Source organism: Arthrobacter sp. OAP107 (genome assembly GCF_040546765.1).
GTDB lineage: Bacteria > Actinomycetota > Actinomycetes > Actinomycetales > Micrococcaceae > Arthrobacter.
In genome coordinates, this window is record NZ_JBEPOK010000001.1 from 2,819,210 (window position 1) to 2,838,205 (window position 18,996).

Genomic DNA, 18,996 nt, shown 5'->3' on the forward strand with positions numbered 1-18,996 from the left:
CGTGTTTGCTCAGTTGCAGCCGGACGATCGCCAGTTGCCGCGCTTTGTTTCTTCGCCCGGCTCCGCTTCCCTAGCTGCCGGACCTTCCTTGTCGATTTCCCCGGTCGCACCGGTCGGCGGACACCTTCCCGCCTTGGCCTCCGGCATGCCCAGCTCCGCCAGAATGGTCGCCGTGTGATCGCCGATGCCGGGTATCGGATCCATGCGGATCGTCGACTCGCGTGAGGTCACCGGTGGGACAAGGCTGCGCAGCGGGCCGACCGGCGACTCGACGTTTCGCCAGCGTTCGCGCTCGGCCAGCTGCGGGTGAGCGGAAAGTTCTGCCATGGTGCGCAGCCGCGCATTGGCGATCCCTGCATCGTCGAGTCGCTGCAGAACCCGCTCGGAGGGTAGTCCTGCGAAGACGGCAATGATGACCTCGTGCAAGGCAAGCCGGTTGGCTACGCGAGCCGCATTGCCCTGGAAGCGGGGATCCGCGAAAAGTTCGGGGGTGCCAAGCACATCGGAGCAGAATACTTTGAACTCTCGTTCGTTCTGCACACCGAAGAACACCGTTCCGTCGGCGGCGGGGAACGGGCCGTAGGGCGCAATCGAAGCGTGCTCGGCGCCGCTTCGGCGCGGAGGTTGGCCACCGTACTCGGAGTAAAAGTAGGGCTGTGTGACCCATTCGGCCAGTGCCTCCAGCATCGATACTTCGATCACGTCGCCGTGTCCGGTCTTACCGCGCTGGATCAGTGCGGTAAGGATTCCGGAGTAGGCGTACATCCCAGCGCAGATATCGGCGATGGAGACGCCAACCTTGGTCGGAGACTCTGGCGTGCCCGTCACGGACAGCAGTCCGGATTCACACTGGATGAGCAGGTCATAGGCCTTCTTCGATCCGTAGGAGCCGCCCCGGCCATAGCCTGATATGGAGGTGTGGATCAGGCGCGGGTTCAGTTGCAGCGCGTCATCTGGGCCGAGCCCCATGCGTTCGACGGCACCTGGGGCTAGGTTCTGGACGAGGATGTCGGCTTCCTCGACGAGCCGCCGCAGGACCTGCAGCCCGCTGGCGGACTTGAGGTCCAGCACTATGGATTCCTTGCTGCGGTTCAGCCAGACAAAGTAACTGGCCATGCCGTCGACCTTGTCGTCGTAGCCGCGGGCGAAGTCACCAGTGTCTCGCTCCACCTTGATGACCCGGGCGCCCAGATCGGCGAGCTGTCGCGTCGCAAATGGGGCGGCAACAGCCTGCTCGAGCGCGACTACCGTGAGTCCTTCCAATGGCAGGGACGCCACGTCTACTCCTATCCTGTAACCCGCAACCTCTGGCGACCAGTACGTCGAACTCGATGCAGAGGGACATGATCCTCCGGTCCGGGCCAGGGCACCGCAGGATCTGCGTCACCCGTGGGGTACATTCGGCGCTTGTGGAAGTACGAAGCCCTGGAGGAGAAGCTCGAACCAGTCCGAGCTTCTCCTCCAACTCGGTCGAATGGGGAAAGAGAATCGAGGCGCTTACAGTGCGTGTTCAAAAGAAGTAACAGACCGGCGCGTTCCTGCGGCGCCCCTCCTCAGTAATAGATCGCTCCGCGCTGGCCGCCACCCACCGGTACCGAGTCCCCTGTAATGGCGACACTGCGTGGAGAACAGAGGAAGGTGATGACGTCCGCAACCTCAGCAGATGTGACCATCCGACCGATAGACGTTGCGTTATCCAGACGTTCCTTCACCGCAGGCACATCCTCACCACTCGCTACGGCCATGCGCTGGAGCAGATCGTCTGTCCGCTCTGTCACTGTCATGCCTGGATGGACTGCGATTACGTTGATACCCGACTGACCCAGCTCGTCTGCAAGATTCTTGGTCATGGCTGCGACAGAGACATTGCGGATCGAGTTGAAAGCGGACCCCGTCGACCGTGCTCCCAGACCCGCAACATTGATTATTCTCCCCCACCCGGACCTTGCCATGTGGGGCACCACCGCTTGAGCGCAGCGGAGATAGCCGAGCACTTTGGTGTCCATCTCATGCAGCAGGTCTGCTCCGCGCAGGTCGTTGATAGCGGCAGACTTGGTCGCATCGGCGGCTTGTGCGGCCGCGTTAACGAGTATGTCAACGCTTCCGGACTCCTGCAGGGTCGTGGCAAGCACTTCGCTGATGGCCGCCTCGTTTGTCGTATCGGCGGTTACAGTCAACGCCTGGCCACCAGTAGAGCGAATCTGAGCGCATGCCCGCTCCAGCTCATCGCCGTTGCGCGCCACCATCGTGATTTTGGCGCCTTCACGAGCCAGGGCAGTAGCTACCGAAAACCCGATCCCTTTACTCGCACCTGTGACGATGGCGCTCTTGCCGGCCAATAACAAGTCCATAAATCCACTTCTCCACTCGTAGTCAGTTATTGCATCGCAGGCCGGGTTCGGAGCCTGGGAGAATTCCGCAGTACCGCGAAGATCTGACTCGAGTGCGACGACCAACCGACACCTCGATCCGAATCTGGCCCTCTGCGGAGTACAGTCAGAATGCCTGGTTGATCTCGATGAGGTTCATTGAGGGGTCGTAAGTGTAGATCTGATGGTAGTCCTGAACAGCCCAGCGCCCGGCCTCAACGTAGAAGATGCCTGCGGCAGACAGACGAGACTTCACTTCCTCAATATCATCTACTGCAATCGCGATATGCCCGTTGAGCCGGGGGTTGATTCCCAGATCACTCACGGCCTTCGCGTACTGAGGTGTAGATTCCGAGATGTGAATGGTGGGCCACTCGGCTCCCTCGGACGTTTCCGCTGTCTTCGGCCCTACGAAGCGAGTTCCGCCTCGTTGGTTGTAGTCCTTCGCGAAGTTTGGCTTCAAATCGGCCAAATCAAAAATGTCCTGGTAAAAGGCAATCGTCTCTTCGAACCTGAGAGCAGGGATGTTTACATGGTGAATTCGAGACCTCATTGGGATGCAGCTCCTCTGTATGTTTCGGCCGTAAAACGGAAGATTAGTGCGAGTCCTCAGGGCACCATTTATGTCCCTGAAGAGCGACAGTTGCCATAGTAGCCCGTGATGGAAAGCTCCCACCATTCACATTTTCTGATGGGAGCATTACGCCCAGACATAGATGCAGCTTCTCAGCTGCGGGGTGCGCCAAAAGAGGGGGCTATGATCCTTCGGTTATCCGCTCGAGCTCCCCGCGCACCGGCATCGTAGGCTTGATGCGTTCAAGCCAATCGGCGACTACGCCGATAACCCCTTCAGGCGTGCCCTGCGGGAGCCCGATCGATTGTTGTATCCGCATAAATGGCGGCTCAAGGATGCGATCACCGGAGGAAGAGGCGTAGACCGTCAGAGGCTGCCGGACCCCGGCAATGACATCCAGCCCCTGCTGGGCGTAAGCCTCCGTCTCTGACTCAGCACGCACTATTTGCGCTTCGTTTATCGTTCGTGACAGGTAAAGATCATAGGCCGACCCGCGCCGTACCGCGATACGTACTCCAACTCGGTCAACCTCCGTCGCATTTTCGAATGGGGCATGTGGTCGCGTTGCATATACGCCTTCGAGAACCACGTAGGGCGGAGTGAAGGCAACATGTTCGCGTCGCTTGGGCTCATTGGCGAGGAAGCACACGTCTGCCCTCCGCTCAGCCATCGCGCCGTACGCGTCACGGGCTGCTTCGACGCACAGGAACTGAAGAGGGGAATTCAGCCAGGTTGCCATTTCGCGCGCAAGCATCACCGTGATGCCGGTTGGCCGAACTGCGTCCCCCTGGGCCAGGACCGGGTTTCCCAGATTAATGGCCGCACGCAGTACCCCAGTTGGTACCAGAGCTTTCACTAACTCCGCATTAGGCACTTCGACAGTCACGAATTTTCCCTTTCACTAAACGAATGTAGGCGCGCTCTTGGCTGGCAGGAGTCCGAATTGATCCTCCCCCAGCCTCCGGGTGGTCAGCGGTGAACTCGATGCGCAAGGTCTCAATGTGGTGTCCGAGAGCAGCATAGGCACCTCGTTCGTCCAAGGGCGTTGCACCGTTGTTGGTTATGGGGGCGGAGGCCGTCGGCCCTTGCGCCGCAAGCAGTCCGGCCTGCCCATCGGCGCGTCGCCGGCAACGGGGGATGCTCCATAACTCCGCCTGTGTGCGAACTTTAGCACGCGCCAGAGCGCGGCCGGTTCACCCCGGCACCGCGTGATCGGCCGCTGCCAGGGCCTGCCGGTACCCCGGCTTGGGGAGGCCGGGCCACACCCAACTTCCTCCGTTGGGATTTAATCCTTTCCGGGCGCGGGCACCGAACCTCGGTCCCCCACCTTGACGCCGTTCCAACTCGTTCAAGACCCCAAGAGGGCGCCGGACCGGGCAGCTCACTTGGTTGATCAGGGCGAGTTGGTCATCCTGCCATCGGCATTGGAGCAGATCTCCCAGGCTGATTCAACCCGACGAGTTGCGACTTTTCCTTGACGGCTAATCCTCCCGACTTGTTGGATAAGCATTTTCCGGCTTACTGCCGTTGGCCGCGATCCGGGGAGGGAGCCCGGGCGCTTGTGGCGGGTTAGTGGGGCGGCGTCCGTCGTTGTGCGGTGTATTGATGTCGCGAGGTGATGGAGGTATCAGGAATGGTCATTTGCCGTCGAGTCTCATCACAACGGAGGATGGGTTTATCCGATCTGTGACTCGTATCACCGGCGTGAACGCTGTGATTGTCACTACCCGATGGACGTTGAATGACCAGCGTCCTTCTCGATTTGCACGGGAGCCCCATGACGATCTCAACCGACGCTGCTGTCGCCAATACGCGGCAGCTCTTCAGGTCCCTGCTGTTTATCCCGGCGACCAAGGTTGGGTGGGTCAGCAGCGGTATCCGCGCCGGGGCAGACGCCCTTATTCTCGACCTAGAGGATGCTGTTGCTGAAGCAGATAAGCCTGTCGCGAGGGAGGCCCTGAAATCAATCCAGGCGGACGATCACGGTGACGTGCAGCTGCTGGCCCGGATGAATGAGATACATTCCGGCCATCTTCTCGAGGACATTCAGGCCATTGTCGCCTCCCGTTGCGCTGGTGTGGTGGTGCCGAAGGCGGAGAGTGTCGACGACCTGAAGATGCTGATAAACACGGTCAAACTCTTCGAGCAGCACTCGAACCGGGCCCGGCCGCTTGACGTCCACGTGATGCTGGAGAGTGCCGCAGGTATCCGCAAGGCCTTCGAATTGGGCAGCTGCGATGAGCGTGTCAAGAGCCTGATGACAGGCACGATACCGGACGGAGACGTTGCACGGTCGGTCGGCTTCACGCCGACGAGATCCGGTCTGGAGACTCTGTTCCTGCTTTCCTACGTTCAGCTGGAAGGCCGGGCCGCCGGCTGCGCCACCTATGCCATGGTCTCGGCCTCGGTGCGCCATGGTGAGGACGAGATGCAAGAGAAGCTGCAGCAGGCAAGAAATATTGGATATGCCGGGGCGACGCTGATACATCCATCGCATGTGCTGGCCGCAAACACGACTTTCGGTCCCAGCAGTGAAGAGATCGAGAGGGCCGAACGGGTCCTCAAGGCTCTGGAACACGCGCATACAGAGCGCCGTGGTGCAGTCGCACTTGACGGCCAGATGATCGATACCGCACACGGCGTTACAGCCCGAGCCACGCTTGAACGTGCCTCGGAATACAGACTCACTGTCAGCCCCATTAACTAAAGACTACGAGAAGAGAAGCAATGTCCTCATTAGAAGGAATCCGGGTACTTGAATTCGGCCACGTGATTGCAGGGCCCTTCGCAGCAAGCCTGCTGGGCGATCACGGTGCCGAGGTTATAAAGATTGAGCGCCCAAACCAGGGCGACAGCCTCCGGAAGATGGGCCCACAAAACGCGCGCGGGCTCTGGTTCGAGGTCAGCGCACGGAACAAGAAGAGCGTGGAAGTCGACCTGGGTAGCCCCGAAGGCGCGGCCTTTGCCCGCGAGCTGGTCGAAAGCGCGGACGTAGTGATTGAAAACTACCGCCCCGGAGTCATGGAACAGTTCGGCCTGGGCTGGGATGACGTCCATGCCATCAATCCCAGAGCGGTGATGCTCCGAATCTCCGGATTCGGCCAGACCGGTCCCTACAGTGCCCGTCCAGGCTTCGGCAAAATCAGTGAAGCCTTCAGCGGTGCCACGAACCTCACCGGCTACACTGACGGCCCGCCGGTCCACCCGGGCTACTCCCACGGAGACCTGGTCACCGGTGTTTTCGGCGCATTTGGCGTGATGCTCGCTCTCCACGAGCGGAACACATCCGGACTGGGACAGATGATCGACCTGCCCCTCTATGAAGGCCTGTTCAGGATGATCGATTGGCAGGTGCCCTTCCTTGACGTTCTAGGAATAGATTCCACCCGCGCAGGGGCATCATTTCCCTTTGCTGGCGGCTTCATCACAGAAATTCTGCCCACCATCGACGGCAAGTTCGTGGTCGTATCCGCGGCAACCGGAAAACACGTCGGCAACGTCGTGGACTTCCTGCAGGAAGGCGGGCACCTGGAAGTCAAGGGTGAGGACGACATCCCTGTCTCAGTGATCAAGGACGCCCTCGGCGCCTGGCTCGGAACACAAAACTCCGACGAAGCAGTCGCAAGCCTCAAATCCGTCGGCGTGATCGCGGAAAAGGTCAGCAAACCCAGCGACATCACCAAAGACCCCCACATCGCCGCCCGCCACAACCTCGTCCCCGTTGAGAGCGAAGAATACGGAAAATTCACCGTACCCGCCCCCGTACCCCGCCTCTCGCGAACTCCCGGGCAAGTCCGCTCACTCGGCCCAAAACTCGGAGCACACAACCAACTCCTCAACGCACCCGCCACCAAAAACAACGTTAGTCAGGGTTCCTCGCCCGCTTTGTCGGTAGCCAGTGTGGAGGCGGGCTGAAGTGCTTGCGGGAGGCGGGCTGAAGTAATGCCTGGTGGTCCGGCTGGGTTTCGGCCTGCGGATTTTTCAACAAAATAATTTTGGACTCAACATCAGTTCTCAAAGGAGAGATACCAAATGGCCGGGACCACAGAGAAGAGCAGTCTTCAATCGCCACGCCTTGGTGAGAAGCAAGGCGCTAAGGGTTTACCAAGAAATGTCTTGGTTGCCGGGTCCATTGGAACTTTTGTCGAGTACTTCGACTTGGTGACATTTGGGGCATTAGCCTCAGTCATGGCTTCCGTCTTTTTCCCGACCTCCAATGAAGCCGCTGGAATTCTTCAGACTTTCGCGGTCTTTGCGCTGGCGTTCCTAGCACGGCCATTAGGTGGGCTGCTCTGGGGTCCTATCGGTGATCGGATTGGTCGCAAACGAACCTTGGCGGCGATCATCATCGTCATGACCGTGTCCACGGTCCTGACCGGCATACTTCCGAGCTTTGCCACGGCCGGCATCTGGGCGCCTGTCATGCTAGCCCTGCTCCGATTGGTTCAAGGAATCTCAGCCGGCGGTGAATTTCCCGGTGCGGCCCTGTTCATCGGCGAGTATTCCCAAAATAACCGCAGGGCATTCCTAACTAGCTTCCTATCGATCGCGGTCATGAGTGCACAGTTGGTGGCTTTGCTGGTAGCGACGCTACTGGTGTCGACGCTATCCGCTGAAGCAATGCAGAGCTGGGGCTGGAGAATCCCGTTCCTCGTCGCTTTACCTATGGGCGCAATCGGGCTTTACATCCGAGGCCGACTCGAAGAAACGCCTGTCTTCGATAATATCGAGCATGAAGGCGCCAAGAGCCGGAGCCCTCTCAAAGCCGTTGTCAGCAATACCGCCGGTTGGAGGATGATGGGCCGCGCCACCTTGTTCAACCTGCCCGTCCAGGTCCCGGGTTTCCTCCTCATGACGTTCATGCCATCGTATTTGACGAAGTCGGCGGGGCTCTCTAGCGGAGGGGCGCTAGTTTGCATCTCCATCGCCGTCGTCGTCATGATCATCGTCCAACCAGTTGCTGGCCTCGCCTCGGACCGTTTCGGGCGGCGTCCAATGCTGTTCGCCTGCGCAACCGTAACCCTCGTATCAGCGTACCCGGCCTTTGCCTTGATCCAGATGGGTGGCTACGTTCTTCCTACACTGGGTCTAATCCTCATTGCCATCGTGCATGGGCTGGGGACCGGGACCCAGGTAGCTCCGGTCCTCGAGTCCTTCCCGACCCGAATCCGCTACACGGGTTTTGCGCTTTCGATGGGTCTTATCGTGTCCGTTATTGCTGGGCCAACGCCCTACATTGCACAGTGGCTCGTCAGTACGACCGGAAATGTCTATTCGCCCGCCTGGCTCCTGATGGCGGTAGTCCTACCTTCCGCCATTGGGGCCTTCTTCGTACAAGAAACCAGCAATCGACCCCTGCCGGAATGACGATTCGAAGTGGGCGCTAGTTTTCCGGCAATGCAATTGGGACTGGGTTAGCAATGCCCATCGACGTTATTGCGTAAACCACTGAGAAGCCCATTGCTTCGGTTCCATAGGGCCTAACGGCCGACGTCCAATCCGAGATCTTATCCACTCTCACGCGCCTAGCATGCAGCCTTAGCCAGGAACCTCGTAAGACCACGGGGAACTGGGTTGGCAAACCCCAGGAGACATCACTTGAAGATCACATCCATCGAGGCCGTTCCATTCACGATCCCTTACCACCATCCGATTGTCGCTGCGTCAGGAGTCCTGAACAGCGCCGAACATGTCTTGGTGCGTGTCCACACTGACGAGGGCCTGGTCGGCATCGGTGAAGCCTCGTCCCGCTCCTTTGTCTACGGTGAGTCCCAGACGTCGATCGTGGCGGCCATCCAGCAGTGGCTGGAACCCGCACTGCTCGGTGCCGACCCGCTGGCCGTCGAGGATCTCTACGAGAAGACGTCGTGGCTTATCGCGAACAACACTACTCGGGGCGCCATTGACGTCGCCCTCCACGACTTGCGCGGAAAGGTGACGGGGATGCCCTCGTGGCGGCTCCTGGGCGGGGTAAGTACTCCTATCCGCGTGACCCGGATCCTGACCATGGGGGAAGCAGAGGAGGCGGCAGACGAGGCCCGGCGGGCCGTGGCCGAGAGCGGAATCAGCTCTTTCAAGGTGAAAGTCGGCACCGGCTTGCGCAGCGATGTCGCCCGCATTGCAGCAGTCCGTGAGGCGGTCGGAGACCAAGCTACGATCTACGTTGACGCCAACCATGGCTGGCGCGCCGAAGAAGCGATCCGAGCCCTGACTGCCATGGCCGACTACGGCCTGGACCTCGTAGAAGAGCCGAGCCCGGCCGAGGACATGATCGGACGACAACGCCTGGCACAGCACGTCCCCGTCACGGTCATGGCCGACGAGAGTGCACCCACCGTCGCTGACGCCGCACGGGAGCTAACCTCTGGCTCGGCACGGGCGCTTAGCATCAAGACCACCCGAACAGGGTTTACAGAGTCCGCCCGGCTGGTGGCTGTGGCTGGCGCGCTAGGTGCTCGAACGCTGCTAGGCACCCAGGCCGACAGCATGGTCGGGACAGCAGCCTCGCTCGCGTTCGGATCCGCGTTTCGGCAAGTGGCCTGCGAACCCGGGGAACTCGATTACTTCAACGTTTTCACGGACCACCTTGTAACTGACCAGCTCGTGGTCAAGGAGGGCGTTCTTATTCCATCGGAGCTCCCCGGAATTGGAGTCGGAATCGATGAAGATAAGCTCAGGCACTACCGGATCGACAACCGGTAATCCTGATCAGAGGGGACCAACAACACGACAGTGATGTCTCTGTTGCCTCCCCCTCGCCACGAGGGTGGCTCACCGGTGCATGGACTCCGGCTCTTGCGATGACACGAGACCACCGCCACGTCGGTACCTTCCCTGCCCCCGAGGCGAAAAGTTCGAAAACTACGTTCGCGAGTAATGCGCCCGAAGGGGAACTTCATGTGAAGCTCCCCGGTAGTCCCTAGCCGAAAGATGGAGGAAAAACATGGTTGCCGCAAGGATCGACGCAGAGGCCGTCGTCGTTCAAAGGCTCGAGGACCAACGCTACAGTGCGGTCCTTGCAGGCGACGTCGACACCTTCGAAAGACTATGCCACCCGGAGCTCATATATACGCATTCGGGAGGCAACAGGGATTCCCTGACAGCCTATACGGACAAGCTGCGGACGGGCGCCGTCCGGTACCACCGAATAGACCACAGAAGCGAAAACATCACAATCATTGGGAACACAGCGCTAGTCAGTGTCCAAATGAACGCTGACTTAACCGTCAACGGCACTTCCATGACAATGCATAACAGTGCCCTGGCCGTGTGGGTGCGCGAAGAGGGTTCCTGGAAGTTCGTGGCCTACCAGGCCACACCCCAGCTGCACGTTTGAAAGTAAGCGCGGGCACCAGTCCTATTTCGCCGCTTGGAACCCTCAATGCCCCGGTGGCCGCATGGGACCCGTGTTGGCGCTGTTCCAACCGAATAGGGAAAGATAATGACACTGAAACCGGTTTTCCGGTTTGTCCGTAAGGGCGGCGTTTAGGCCGAAGCCAGCCCTCCGCCGGCGTTCGTCTGCGCGGTATACGTCGGCTCGTTGTCCGCTTCGGCTGCCGCGACGCGCGCATCGAAGTGGGCGGCCAGCAGTTCACCCGAATGGACGATGTGCTGGTGCATAGCCACCCGCGTTGCCGCCGGGTCTTTCGCCTTCATGCCCTTGAGCAGTTCGGCGTGGTCGTCCATGGTTGCCCGCGGCCAGCCCGGAATGGATGAGTAGAACTGCCTCGGGACGTACCGAGTAACCAGGCCCAGCAACCAGATAATTTTGCGAGAATCGGCGAGCAGGTTTATCTCGCGGTGGAAGGCATGGTTCTTCTCTTCCAGCCGTTCATGATCGTTCCGGGCGGCAGCGGCAATCAGCTCGTGGTGCAGTGCCTCGAGCTCAGCCACGTCTCGTTCGGTCGCATTGGCGGCCGCGCGGGCGGCGAGCTCGCCGCCGATGAGGGCCTGGACCTGGAAAAGGTCCCGTATGTCTTCGCCCGTGAGCGGACCCACGACGAATCCGCGCCGCGGCACCAGTTGGAGAAAGCCCTCCACGCGCAAAGCTTGCAGGGCCTCGCGTGCCGGCGTCGTGGAGATGCCCAGTTCCTCGCCAATGGTCTCGGGACGAACTAGTGTCCCGGGCCTTAGTTCACCGGACATAATGAGACCCCGGATATGGGCCGTCGCTTTCTCGCTCAGTTGCGGGCGTGCGTTGCTGCGTTGACTTCGGCTGGTCATGGTCTGCGCACTCTTTCTGATCAATTTCCCCACCTAACATACGGCATCAGCCACGGCTGACCTGCTGTGCAGGACTGACGTTGCAAATGCGCGAGGGCGCCAGCGGCATCCTACTGCGAGGTTGGAACAACCTGCACGCGGCCCGGCCGCGATTCCGCGTATCGCGGTTGGGTCCGACATCTGCGGCCAGGCGGAGAAGTCGAGCGCGAAAGTACGCTTCGGCGCAACTGAGGTCGATTACTTACACCTACGGGCCGTATTAGATGGCGGCGTCGTTCAGTGCGGGCGGCGGGCGTAAAAGTCCCGGTACGGGGCCCTTGGCGTGATCATGGCCCGGTTCAATAACCCGGTTGTCTTGGTCGACATGGACCGCCCTTGGTTCGTAAGCACTCACGTCCCCGGCCGTCACCTGGGTATACGTCATCAGAATGACGATGTCGTTTTCATGCACCAAGTATGCTGCCGCACCGTTGATGCGGATGACGTCCGAGCCACGCTCGCCGGCGATGGTGTATGTCTCAAGGCGTGCGCCGTTGGTCATATCCACGATGGTCACCAGCTCCCCCGGAAGGATGCCAGCTGCATCGAGGAGGTCCAGGTCAACGGTGACAGAACCAACGTAGTGCATGTCCGCGTGGGTGACAGTAGCCCGATTTATTTGGATTTGAACATTGTTCGATTCATGGTGAGCTCCAAGTACTCCTGTCTAGCAGCCAAGCCACCACTAAGCATCCTGCATGACGCTGTCGCCTTGCAGGACCCGATGGGACCGGGCCCTGCAGTGTGCCTTCTCAACTGAGGATTTTAGTGGTCGTTTGGGGATGGACGTGGCGGCAGGAAATGCGTGAAAACCTGGTACCCGTCACGGCGAGAAATCATCTGCCTCGAAAAGTTGCCTTCCGCAGAAATCCACAGAAGAGAACTGTCCGGCATGACGGCCTCCACTGTCCCTTCCCGGATGAATTTCCCGCCTCTCCAAATCTCTACGCGCTGGCCGAGAGTCCGTTGCCAATTTGGTTGGAGCTGAATATCCACCGTTTACTCCTAATTAGATGCAGTCGAGTTTGGACAGCAAAACCGGATCACGTGTATGCCTGAGCGTCATAAAGCGATTGGTACCTCGCGCAAGAGGGCGGGAGGACCAGACACACTGCACACGCCTTAGTAGGAGCGGGGCAATCCCAGCACCTTGGTGGCAACAAAGCTTTTAATCATGTTGTTGTTCACTGGCGCCACCTGGAACATGCGCGTCTCGCGGAACTTTCGTTCGACGTCGTACTCGTCTACGAAGCCGTAGCCGCCATGGGCGTCAAGGCACGCATTGGCTGCCGCCCAACTCGCCTCCGATGCCAAGTGCTTGGCCATGTTTGCCTCCGCGCCACAGGGCTCTCCGGCGTCAAAAAGGCGTGCTGCTTCGTACCTCATCATGTCCGCGGCCCGGACCTTCATGTAGGCGTCGGTGATAGGAAACTGAACCCCCTGGTTGGCGCCGATCTTTCTGCCGAACACCTCGCGAGTGTTGGCATACTGTACGCCGCGCTGTGTGAACCAGTAGCCATCACCGATAGCCTCCGAGGCCAGCAGAATCCGTTCCGCATTCCAGCCATCAATGACGTAGCGAAAGCCGTTTCCGACCTCTCCAATTACGGCCGACGCGGGGACGCGCATGCCCTGGTAGAAGATCTGGTTGGTCGCATAGTTAAACATGGTGCGGACCTTGACCACCTTGAGCGTGTCCGGCTCCTCCGCCCGGACCTGGCGCAAATCCACCAGGAACAGAGTCAGGCCGTGGGTCTTGTCAGTGCCCTTGCCTTCCGGCTTCGCGGACGTCCGGGCCAGGACGAAAGCGAGATCGGATTCGTCGATCCGACTGGTCCAGCTCTTGTGCCCAGTGATGATGAAGTCGTCGCCGTCGCGCACAGCCGCGGTTTCGATGCTGGTAGTGTCCGAGCCGGCCTTGTCCTCGGTGATGGAGAAGGCCTGCAGCCGCAGCGCGCCCGCGGCGATTTGGGGCAGGTACTCCTGCTTCTGGGCATCGCTGCCGTGGCGCAGCAGGGCACCCATCGTGTACATCTGCGCGTGGCAGGCCGCTGAATGGCCGCCGGACTTATTTATCTCCTCCATGATGACGCTGGCCTCGGTCAGGCCGAGGCCGAGGCCGCCGTACTCGGTGGGGATCAGCGCCGAGAGCAGGCCCGCTTCGGTCAGGGTGTCCACGAATTCCTGTGGATAGCGGCGGTTGCGGTCCGTCTCTCGCCAATACTCGTCGGGAAATGCCGCGCACAGGAGGCGCGTCTTCTCGCGCAGTTGTTCGAGGTCGGCGGGCAGAGTGGGCATCAGGACTCCTTCGGATAAGTGGAGGCGGCCCCTGGCCACCGTCTGGGAACTGACCTTACTCAATATATTGAGGCATGGCAAGGAGATGAGTCGGGCTTCATCCATGCTTCAAACCCTTGACATCGCGGCGAACAAGCGGCAAAACTGTGGTGACCAACAAATATATTGGGAGCCCGGACGGCCACGCCGTCGCGGAGACAGCGGAAGCAAGGAGATCGATCCATGACGGAAGAAGCACCCCAAACGACGGCGGGGGAAAACCGTGAGGTACCGGGATGGACGGGCCGCTTGTTCGAGGACTTCTCGCCCGGGGACATCTACTACCACCCGTTCGGGAAGACGGTCACCGAGGCCGACAATCAGAACTTCACCCTGATGACGCAGAACGTGGCAAAGACCCACGTGGACCGGAATTTCGCCAAAGCCACTGAGTTCGGCCTGCCGCTAGTCAACTCCACGTTCACGCTCGCGCTGGTCACAGGCCAATCGACCATCGATCTGTCCATGAACGTCTTCGCCAACATGGGCTGGGACGAGGTCCGCATGCCCAACCCCGTCTATGAAGGCGACACGATCTATTCACGCTCCAAGGTCCTCGCCACCCGGGAATCGAAGTCCCGCCCGAACCTCGGTCTGGTGACCGTGGCCACCGAAGGCTTCAACCAGGACAGCAAGATCGTCATCAGCTACCGCCGCACCTTCATGGTGTACAGGCAGGGCCATCTGCCCGGCGTCGAATCTGCTCGCCCCGACGAGTCCAGCCTGCCTCTAATCGGGGACGCCCAGTGAGGGGGCCGACTGGCAGCATCACAACCGATACCAACATGGACAGCACGGACACCGTAGCGGCGGCGGTCACTGCACTATTCGTTCCGGGTGACCGTCCGGAGCGGTTCGCGAAGGCGGGCGCCGCGGGCGCCGGTGTCGTGATCGTCGATCTGGAAGACGCCGTCGCACCGGCCGCCAAGGCCAGCGCGCTAGCCGCTGTGCTAGCCGCACTCGCCCCAGGTGAAGACGGCAGGCGTGTGAGCGCGTTGGTGCGTGTGAACCCGATGGGTTCGGACCATTACGACGGCGAGATCACCGCACTGCTCGCGGCAGCCGGGGCGCCTGGTACCGGCCTGCTCGGCATCATGGTGCCGAAAGCGGAAGACGCCGGCGCCCTGGGGCAGTTGCGCGCGCAAGTGCCCCAGCGTCTGGCCTTGGTTCCGCTGATTGAATCGGCAGCCGGTGTGGTGAATGCTGTGGAGCTCGCGAGGGTGCCTGGGGTGACACGGCTGGCCTTCGGCGCTATCGACTTCGCGCTGGACATCAATGCCAACGGCGGGGACCGGTTCCTGGACCATGCCCGGGCGCAGCTGGTCCTGGCCTCCCGGGTCGCTGGAATCGCGGCCCCGCTGGACTCGCCATCCACCGAGATCGCTGACAGTGGCAAGGTAGCCGAATCCGCCACGCTCGCCCGAAACTTCGGCTTCGGTGGGAAGCTGTGCATCCATCCGGCCCAGGTGGCCGTCGTGCGCGGAGCGTTCGCACCGACAAAAACAGAACTTCTGTGGGCGCGTTCGGTGATTGGCGCCGAAGGGGGCGCCGCGCAGGTGGACGGACAGATGATCGACCGCCCGGTAACGGAGCGGGCCAAACGCATCCTGCAACGGGCAGAAACGCAGCAATAAACGGATAGGTCGCCGGAGGGCAGGAGCGTGATCTCACGGGACCGGAACACCCGGGCTCCACGCAAAAAGCATGTGCAGGAAAAGGAGAGCACAAGTGACACGTATTGGCATCAACCACCCCGGCGTCGCCAAGGGAGGCCCTAACGGTACCCCCTCTTAAGTGGGTCTCCATCAGGGAGCCCGGGACATGATCGGATGGATGATCGGAGAAATACTCCAAAGAGAGGGAAATTCATGCCTGACACATCCGTCGTCCGCGAACGCGAGACGCAGGGACCGGCCAGCGGCCACCGCGGGCACTGGGGTGGCGTCTTCGCCATGTCGTTTGGCGCCTTCGCGCTGGTCGCCTCCGAGTTCATGCCTGTCAGCCTGCTCACGCCCATGGCCGTCGATCTGCAGGTCTCCGAAGGGATGATCGGGCAAGGCATTGCGATCTCCGGCGTGTTCGCCGTCCTGACGAGCTTGTCGATCTCCACACTTGCCGGCAGCATGAACCGCAAGACTCTCCTGCTGGGCCTGACGGCACTGATGGCCGTTTCCGGCGCCCTGGTCGCCCTGTCACCGGGCTATCTGCTATTCATGGTCGGCCGGGCACTCATCGGCGTGGTCATCGGCGGCTTCTGGTCCATGTCGGCAGCCACTGCCATGCGCCTGGTGCCGGCCACCCGGCTATCCCGCGCCCTCGCGATCTTCAACGGCGGTAACGCCCTCGCCACGGTGCTGGCAGCGCCCCTTGGCAGCTATCTGGGCGCCATCATGGGATGGCGCGGAGCGTTCTTCTGCCTGGTGCCGGTTGCCATGATCGTCCTGGTTTGGCAATGGATCAGCTTGCCTTCCCTGAAGGTTTCCCGGCGTTCGACGACGGTCCGCGATATTTTCACGATCTTTTCGGCATTTAATAACCGGTCCATCGCCTGGGGCATGCCGGCCTGCGGCGCCTTCTTCATGGGCCAGTTCATCCTCTTCACCTATATCCGCCCGTTCCTGGAGACCGTGACCCGGATCGACGTGACGGCGATTTCCCTCGTTCTACTCGTGCTCGGAGTGACAGGCTTTGCCGGCACCATCCTGATCGGCCGCTTCCTCGGACCGAACTTGTACCGGACACTCATTATCATCCCTGCCCTGATGGCGCTCATCGCGGCGGCCCTGATCCCCTTCGGTGCCTGGATCGCCGCCGTCGTTGTGCTCCTGGGCGTGTGGGGACTGCTGGGGACCTCAGCACCCGTCGGCTGGTGGAGCTGGATCGCCAAAGCCATGCCCCACAATGCCGAACAGGGCGGCGGTCTGATGGTGGCCGTGGTCCAGACATGCATCGCCTCGGTTCCACCCTGGGCGGCCTCCTGTTCGACTCCATCGGCTACCGCGGCACCTTCGCGGCGAGTGTGGTGGTGCTGCTGCTGGCCTCCGTCTTGGCCCTTGTGACCGCCCGAATCACCCGACAGGAGGCGGCCCGGCCGGCCGCTTCCTGAAGACGATTCCGTTGCGTCCCGGGATCCCTTGAAGTCGCCATCCGTCGGAAGACGCCAGCCGTCCCGGGAGTTCCTCGAGACGTTGCCTCCGACGCTGGCCGATGACAACGTGCGTTACTGCGCGAGCAGCTGACTTAAGCAGAGCGTGACGCCAAGCGCGCCTGTTGCGGAGTGGCCCGGGGCCGCCGTAATTTGGGGGCTGTCGACTCCACCACATGAAAAAGGCCCCTGTCCTCAGCGAAGGGGGCGGTTCGCCTCAGCCTGTTTCATCGGCGGTCGGGCTGGTGTGTGTCCGATTTGCGTTCGTCGCAGGCACGCCAGCGCAGCCACTCTGGCGTCCGGGACACCAGAAGGCGGCCCCGCTCTCCCCTATCCCCAGGGCGAGAGCGGGGGCGCCTCTGGGCACAGGAGCGGCCTAGCCCCAATGCTATTAGTCGCTGTAAGGCAGGACACGTTCTGTCGAAAGATCCCAAACCACGGCCTTCTGGCGTGTGTACATGGCCACCGAATCGAAACCGTTCTCCTTGCCGAATCCGCTCTGTTTCATCCCCCCGAACGGCACCGTCGGGTGAAACGAACGGTAGGTGTTGATCCAAACCGTTCCTGCGACAAGATTCTTAGAAAGGTACTGGATCGCACCAGCGTCATTACTCCACACCTGGGCGCTCAGACCGAATGGCGAGTTGTTCGCACGCGAGAGTGCTTCGTCCAAGCTGGCATACGACATTACACTGGCGACCGGCCCGAAAAACTCCTCGGTCGCTGCCGGATTATCGTCAACGACCTCACCCAGAACAGTCGGCTGATAGAACGCGCCGTCTCTGAGTTCCCCATCTTCGGCAGGCGCACCACCTGCCAAAAGGGTCGCTCCGTTCTCGACCGATCGCCGCACCAGGTCATCGACTCTGCTCCGATGCTGGCGGCTAATAAGCGTGCCCATTTGGGAAGACTCCCGCTCCGGAAGCCCGACACGCACGATCTTCGCGCGGGCTGCAAGTTCTTCACGAACACGGCCATAGATTGACTCATGCACGAGGATACGAGATCCAGCCACGCAACTCTGACCGCTTTTGGCGAAGTTCGAGTGAAGCACCGACGGGATCGCATAGTCCAAATCGGCATCAGGTAAGAGGATGGCCGGGCTCTTTCCTCCCAGTTCCAGAACCGTTGGCACGATGTTAGTGGCCGACTGGGTTAGCACCGCCCGACCAGAAACTGGGCCACCGGTGAAGGCGACCATACCGATGTTCGGGTGCTGACTTAGTAGCGGTCCCACGATTGCTCCGCGACCCGTGACGACATTGATGACCCCGCGGGGGAACCCCGCCTCGAGCGCGAGTTCCACCAGCCTATAGTTGAGCAGAGGCGCGATTTCCGGCGCCTTAATGACGATGCAGTTGCCTGCAGCCAGCGCAGGCCCCGCCTTCATCGCGACAAAATTGGCGTTTCCGTTGTAGGGGCTGATTCCTGCTACGACCCCAAATGGCTCGCGCAGCTCATACGAGAGCCGTTCTGGCAACTGGGCGAAGGATCGGCCCTCGATCTTGTCGGCAATGCCGGCGTAATACCTGAGGGTCCGTTCACACGATCCCAGCTCGGCCAGCACTTCTCGACGCAGATGCCCAACGTCGGCCACCTCGATGTCGGCCAGCTCCTCGCGATGTTCCACTATGCGATCCGCCCACGCCGACAACAGCTTCGCGCGCACATCAGGAGCAGTGTGCCGCCAGGACGACTCGTAGGTCTGCTGAGCGCCTTGGATGATCCAGTCAAGCTGCTCTGCGGTCACCTCGTGCAACTGGGCGATCTGCCTGCCGGTCGAGGGATTCTCAATCGGCATGACGTATCCGCCTTCCGGAGTGACTACTCCCTCAGCTGAAATGTACCCGACGTTCCGCCGAACACCGATCACGTTGCCTGTCATGCGCATAACCCGCTCTCTCTAAAACCAGCCAAGCAGTTCGGCCGTTCCTTTATCGCTTAATTCTCTTTCGCCAACAACGCATGACGACTTATATGCGCATCTCACTGCGGACACCCTTTCAGCGTCCGCGCTTGCTTGCACGTCCCGCCTTCAGCGCCCGGGTCAGCCATCAGAATCCGCCCTTAGGCGTATTACTCATACTGACCAGCGATGCTGTCAGTTGACCAATGACATTCAGTGATAGAGGCATCAACCAGTCACATACGAATTCGGCTGCGCAGTGCCAGGACGATAACAAAGGGCTCTTAGGGCAAAAATGCGCACATGCACGTCAGTAATAACCCCATCACGAGAAAACATTTGCCATTCATTCTCATAACATCACACGATGGGCTTGCTCCCTGTGATCCTAGTCACCGGGAAA

The 18,996-nt window shown here is 60.6% G+C and carries 15 protein-coding genes and 1 pseudogene; 8 read left to right on the plus strand and 8 right to left on the minus strand.

Annotated elements, in window-relative coordinates; all coding sequences use genetic code 11:
* Positions 1-9: 9 nt before the first annotated feature.
* The 4 genes from ABIE00_RS13130 to ABIE00_RS13145 all read right to left on the minus strand — a co-directional run bounded on the left by ABIE00_RS13130 (position 10) and on the right by ABIE00_RS13145 (position 3,829).
* A complete protein-coding gene (locus tag ABIE00_RS13130; protein ID WP_354260887.1) occupies positions 10-1,278 on the minus strand; it encodes a CaiB/BaiF CoA transferase family protein in 1,269 nt (422 codons plus the stop codon).
* A gap of 275 nt (positions 1,279-1,553) precedes the next feature.
* Positions 1,554-2,456, minus strand: coding sequence for an SDR family NAD(P)-dependent oxidoreductase (locus tag ABIE00_RS13135; RefSeq protein WP_354260889.1), 903 nt, complete (start codon positions 2,454-2,456; stop codon positions 1,554-1,556).
* A 40-nt stretch (positions 2,457-2,496) separates the two neighbouring features.
* Positions 2,497-2,922, minus strand: a complete 426-nt coding sequence (locus ABIE00_RS13140) for a VOC family protein (protein WP_354260891.1) — start codon at positions 2,920-2,922, stop codon at positions 2,497-2,499.
* Between the two features lie 202 nt (positions 2,923-3,124).
* Positions 3,125-3,829, minus strand: a complete 705-nt coding sequence (locus ABIE00_RS13145) for a transporter substrate-binding domain-containing protein (RefSeq protein WP_354260893.1) — start codon at positions 3,827-3,829, stop codon at positions 3,125-3,127.
* Between the two features lie 891 nt (positions 3,830-4,720).
* On the opposite strand from ABIE00_RS13145, the gene ABIE00_RS13150 reads away from it, so the two are divergent.
* The 5 genes from ABIE00_RS13150 to ABIE00_RS13170 all read left to right on the plus strand — a co-directional run bounded on the left by ABIE00_RS13150 (position 4,721) and on the right by ABIE00_RS13170 (position 10,279).
* Positions 4,721-5,650 (plus strand): HpcH/HpaI aldolase/citrate lyase family protein, encoded by a 930-nt coding sequence (locus ABIE00_RS13150; RefSeq protein WP_354260895.1) that lies wholly within the window; start codon positions 4,721-4,723, stop codon positions 5,648-5,650.
* 20 nt (positions 5,651-5,670) lie between these two features.
* Positions 5,671-6,858 carry a CaiB/BaiF CoA transferase family protein gene (locus ABIE00_RS13155; RefSeq protein ID WP_354260897.1) on the plus strand — a complete coding sequence of 396 codons (1,188 nt, stop codon included), beginning with the start codon at positions 5,671-5,673 and terminating at the stop codon, positions 6,856-6,858.
* A 117-nt stretch (positions 6,859-6,975) separates the two neighbouring features.
* Entirely contained in the window at positions 6,976-8,310 is a 1,335-nt protein-coding gene (locus tag ABIE00_RS13160) for an MFS transporter (RefSeq protein ID WP_354260899.1), read from the plus strand.
* A 231-nt stretch (positions 8,311-8,541) separates the two neighbouring features.
* Positions 8,542-9,645, plus strand: coding sequence for a mandelate racemase/muconate lactonizing enzyme family protein (locus tag ABIE00_RS13165; protein ID WP_354260901.1), 1,104 nt, complete (start codon positions 8,542-8,544; stop codon positions 9,643-9,645).
* Between the two features lie 241 nt (positions 9,646-9,886).
* Positions 9,887-10,279, plus strand: a complete 393-nt coding sequence (locus tag ABIE00_RS13170) for a nuclear transport factor 2 family protein (protein ID WP_354260903.1) — start codon at positions 9,887-9,889, stop codon at positions 10,277-10,279.
* Between the two features lie 149 nt (positions 10,280-10,428).
* Here ABIE00_RS13170 and ABIE00_RS13175 read toward each other — a convergent pair whose 3' ends face one another.
* The 3 genes and pseudogenes from ABIE00_RS13175 to ABIE00_RS13185 all read right to left on the minus strand — a co-directional run bounded on the left by ABIE00_RS13175 (position 10,429) and on the right by ABIE00_RS13185 (position 13,503).
* A complete protein-coding gene (locus ABIE00_RS13175; protein WP_354260905.1) occupies positions 10,429-11,166 on the minus strand; it encodes a GntR family transcriptional regulator in 738 nt (245 codons plus the stop codon).
* A gap of 259 nt (positions 11,167-11,425) precedes the next feature.
* Positions 11,426-11,850: pseudogene (gene panD / locus ABIE00_RS13180) on the minus strand (aspartate 1-decarboxylase).
* 477 nt (positions 11,851-12,327) lie between these two features.
* Positions 12,328-13,503, minus strand: a complete 1,176-nt coding sequence (locus ABIE00_RS13185; protein WP_354260907.1) for an acyl-CoA dehydrogenase family protein — start codon at positions 13,501-13,503, stop codon at positions 12,328-12,330.
* A gap of 222 nt (positions 13,504-13,725) precedes the next feature.
* Between ABIE00_RS13185 and ABIE00_RS13190 the strand changes: the two genes are divergently transcribed.
* The 3 genes from ABIE00_RS13190 to ABIE00_RS13200 all read left to right on the plus strand — a co-directional run bounded on the left by ABIE00_RS13190 (position 13,726) and on the right by ABIE00_RS13200 (position 16,601).
* Positions 13,726-14,292 carry a MaoC family dehydratase gene (locus ABIE00_RS13190; RefSeq protein WP_354260909.1) on the plus strand — a complete coding sequence of 189 codons (567 nt, stop codon included), beginning with the start codon at positions 13,726-13,728 and terminating at the stop codon, positions 14,290-14,292.
* 35 nt (positions 14,293-14,327) lie between these two features.
* Positions 14,328-15,176 (plus strand): HpcH/HpaI aldolase/citrate lyase family protein, encoded by an 849-nt coding sequence (locus tag ABIE00_RS13195; protein WP_354260911.1) that lies wholly within the window; start codon positions 14,328-14,330, stop codon positions 15,174-15,176.
* 234 nt (positions 15,177-15,410) lie between these two features.
* Positions 15,411-16,601 carry an MFS transporter gene (locus ABIE00_RS13200; RefSeq protein ID WP_354260913.1) on the plus strand — a complete coding sequence of 397 codons (1,191 nt, stop codon included), beginning with the start codon at positions 15,411-15,413 and terminating at the stop codon, positions 16,599-16,601.
* Between the two features lie 477 nt (positions 16,602-17,078).
* On the opposite strand, the gene ABIE00_RS13205 is transcribed toward ABIE00_RS13200, so the two are convergent.
* The gene (locus ABIE00_RS13205) at positions 17,079-18,488 is read right to left on the minus strand and encodes an aldehyde dehydrogenase family protein (RefSeq protein WP_354260915.1); all 1,410 of its coding nucleotides are present in this window, start codon (positions 18,486-18,488) and stop codon (positions 17,079-17,081) included.
* Positions 18,489-18,996 lie beyond the last annotated feature (508 nt).

What these genes read in the sequence shown, in the direction of transcription:
- ABIE00_RS13140 (WP_354260891.1), bottom strand. Translation starts at nt 2,922, where the DNA reads ATGAGGTCTCGAATTCACCATGTAAACATCCCTGCTCTCAGGTTCGAA.
- ABIE00_RS13150 (WP_354260895.1), top strand. Translation starts at nt 4,721, where the DNA reads ATGACGATCTCAACCGACGCTGCTGTCGCCAATACGCGGCAGCTCTTC.
- ABIE00_RS13155 (WP_354260897.1), top strand. Translation starts at nt 5,671, where the DNA reads ATGTCCTCATTAGAAGGAATCCGGGTACTTGAATTCGGCCACGTGATT.
- ABIE00_RS13160 (WP_354260899.1), top strand. Translation starts at nt 6,976, where the DNA reads ATGGCCGGGACCACAGAGAAGAGCAGTCTTCAATCGCCACGCCTTGGT.
- ABIE00_RS13170 (WP_354260903.1), top strand. Translation starts at nt 9,887, where the DNA reads ATGGTTGCCGCAAGGATCGACGCAGAGGCCGTCGTCGTTCAAAGGCTC.
- ABIE00_RS13175 (WP_354260905.1), bottom strand. Translation starts at nt 11,166, where the DNA reads ATGACCAGCCGAAGTCAACGCAGCAACGCACGCCCGCAACTGAGCGAG.
- ABIE00_RS13185 (WP_354260907.1), bottom strand. Translation starts at nt 13,503, where the DNA reads ATGCCCACTCTGCCCGCCGACCTCGAACAACTGCGCGAGAAGACGCGC.
- ABIE00_RS13190 (WP_354260909.1), top strand. Translation starts at nt 13,726, where the DNA reads ATGACGGAAGAAGCACCCCAAACGACGGCGGGGGAAAACCGTGAGGTA.
- ABIE00_RS13195 (WP_354260911.1), top strand. Translation starts at nt 14,328, where the DNA reads ATGGACAGCACGGACACCGTAGCGGCGGCGGTCACTGCACTATTCGTT.
- ABIE00_RS13200 (WP_354260913.1), top strand. Translation starts at nt 15,411, where the DNA reads ATGCCTGACACATCCGTCGTCCGCGAACGCGAGACGCAGGGACCGGCC.
- ABIE00_RS13205 (WP_354260915.1), bottom strand. Translation starts at nt 18,488, where the DNA reads ATGCCGATTGAGAATCCCTCGACCGGCAGGCAGATCGCCCAGTTGCAC.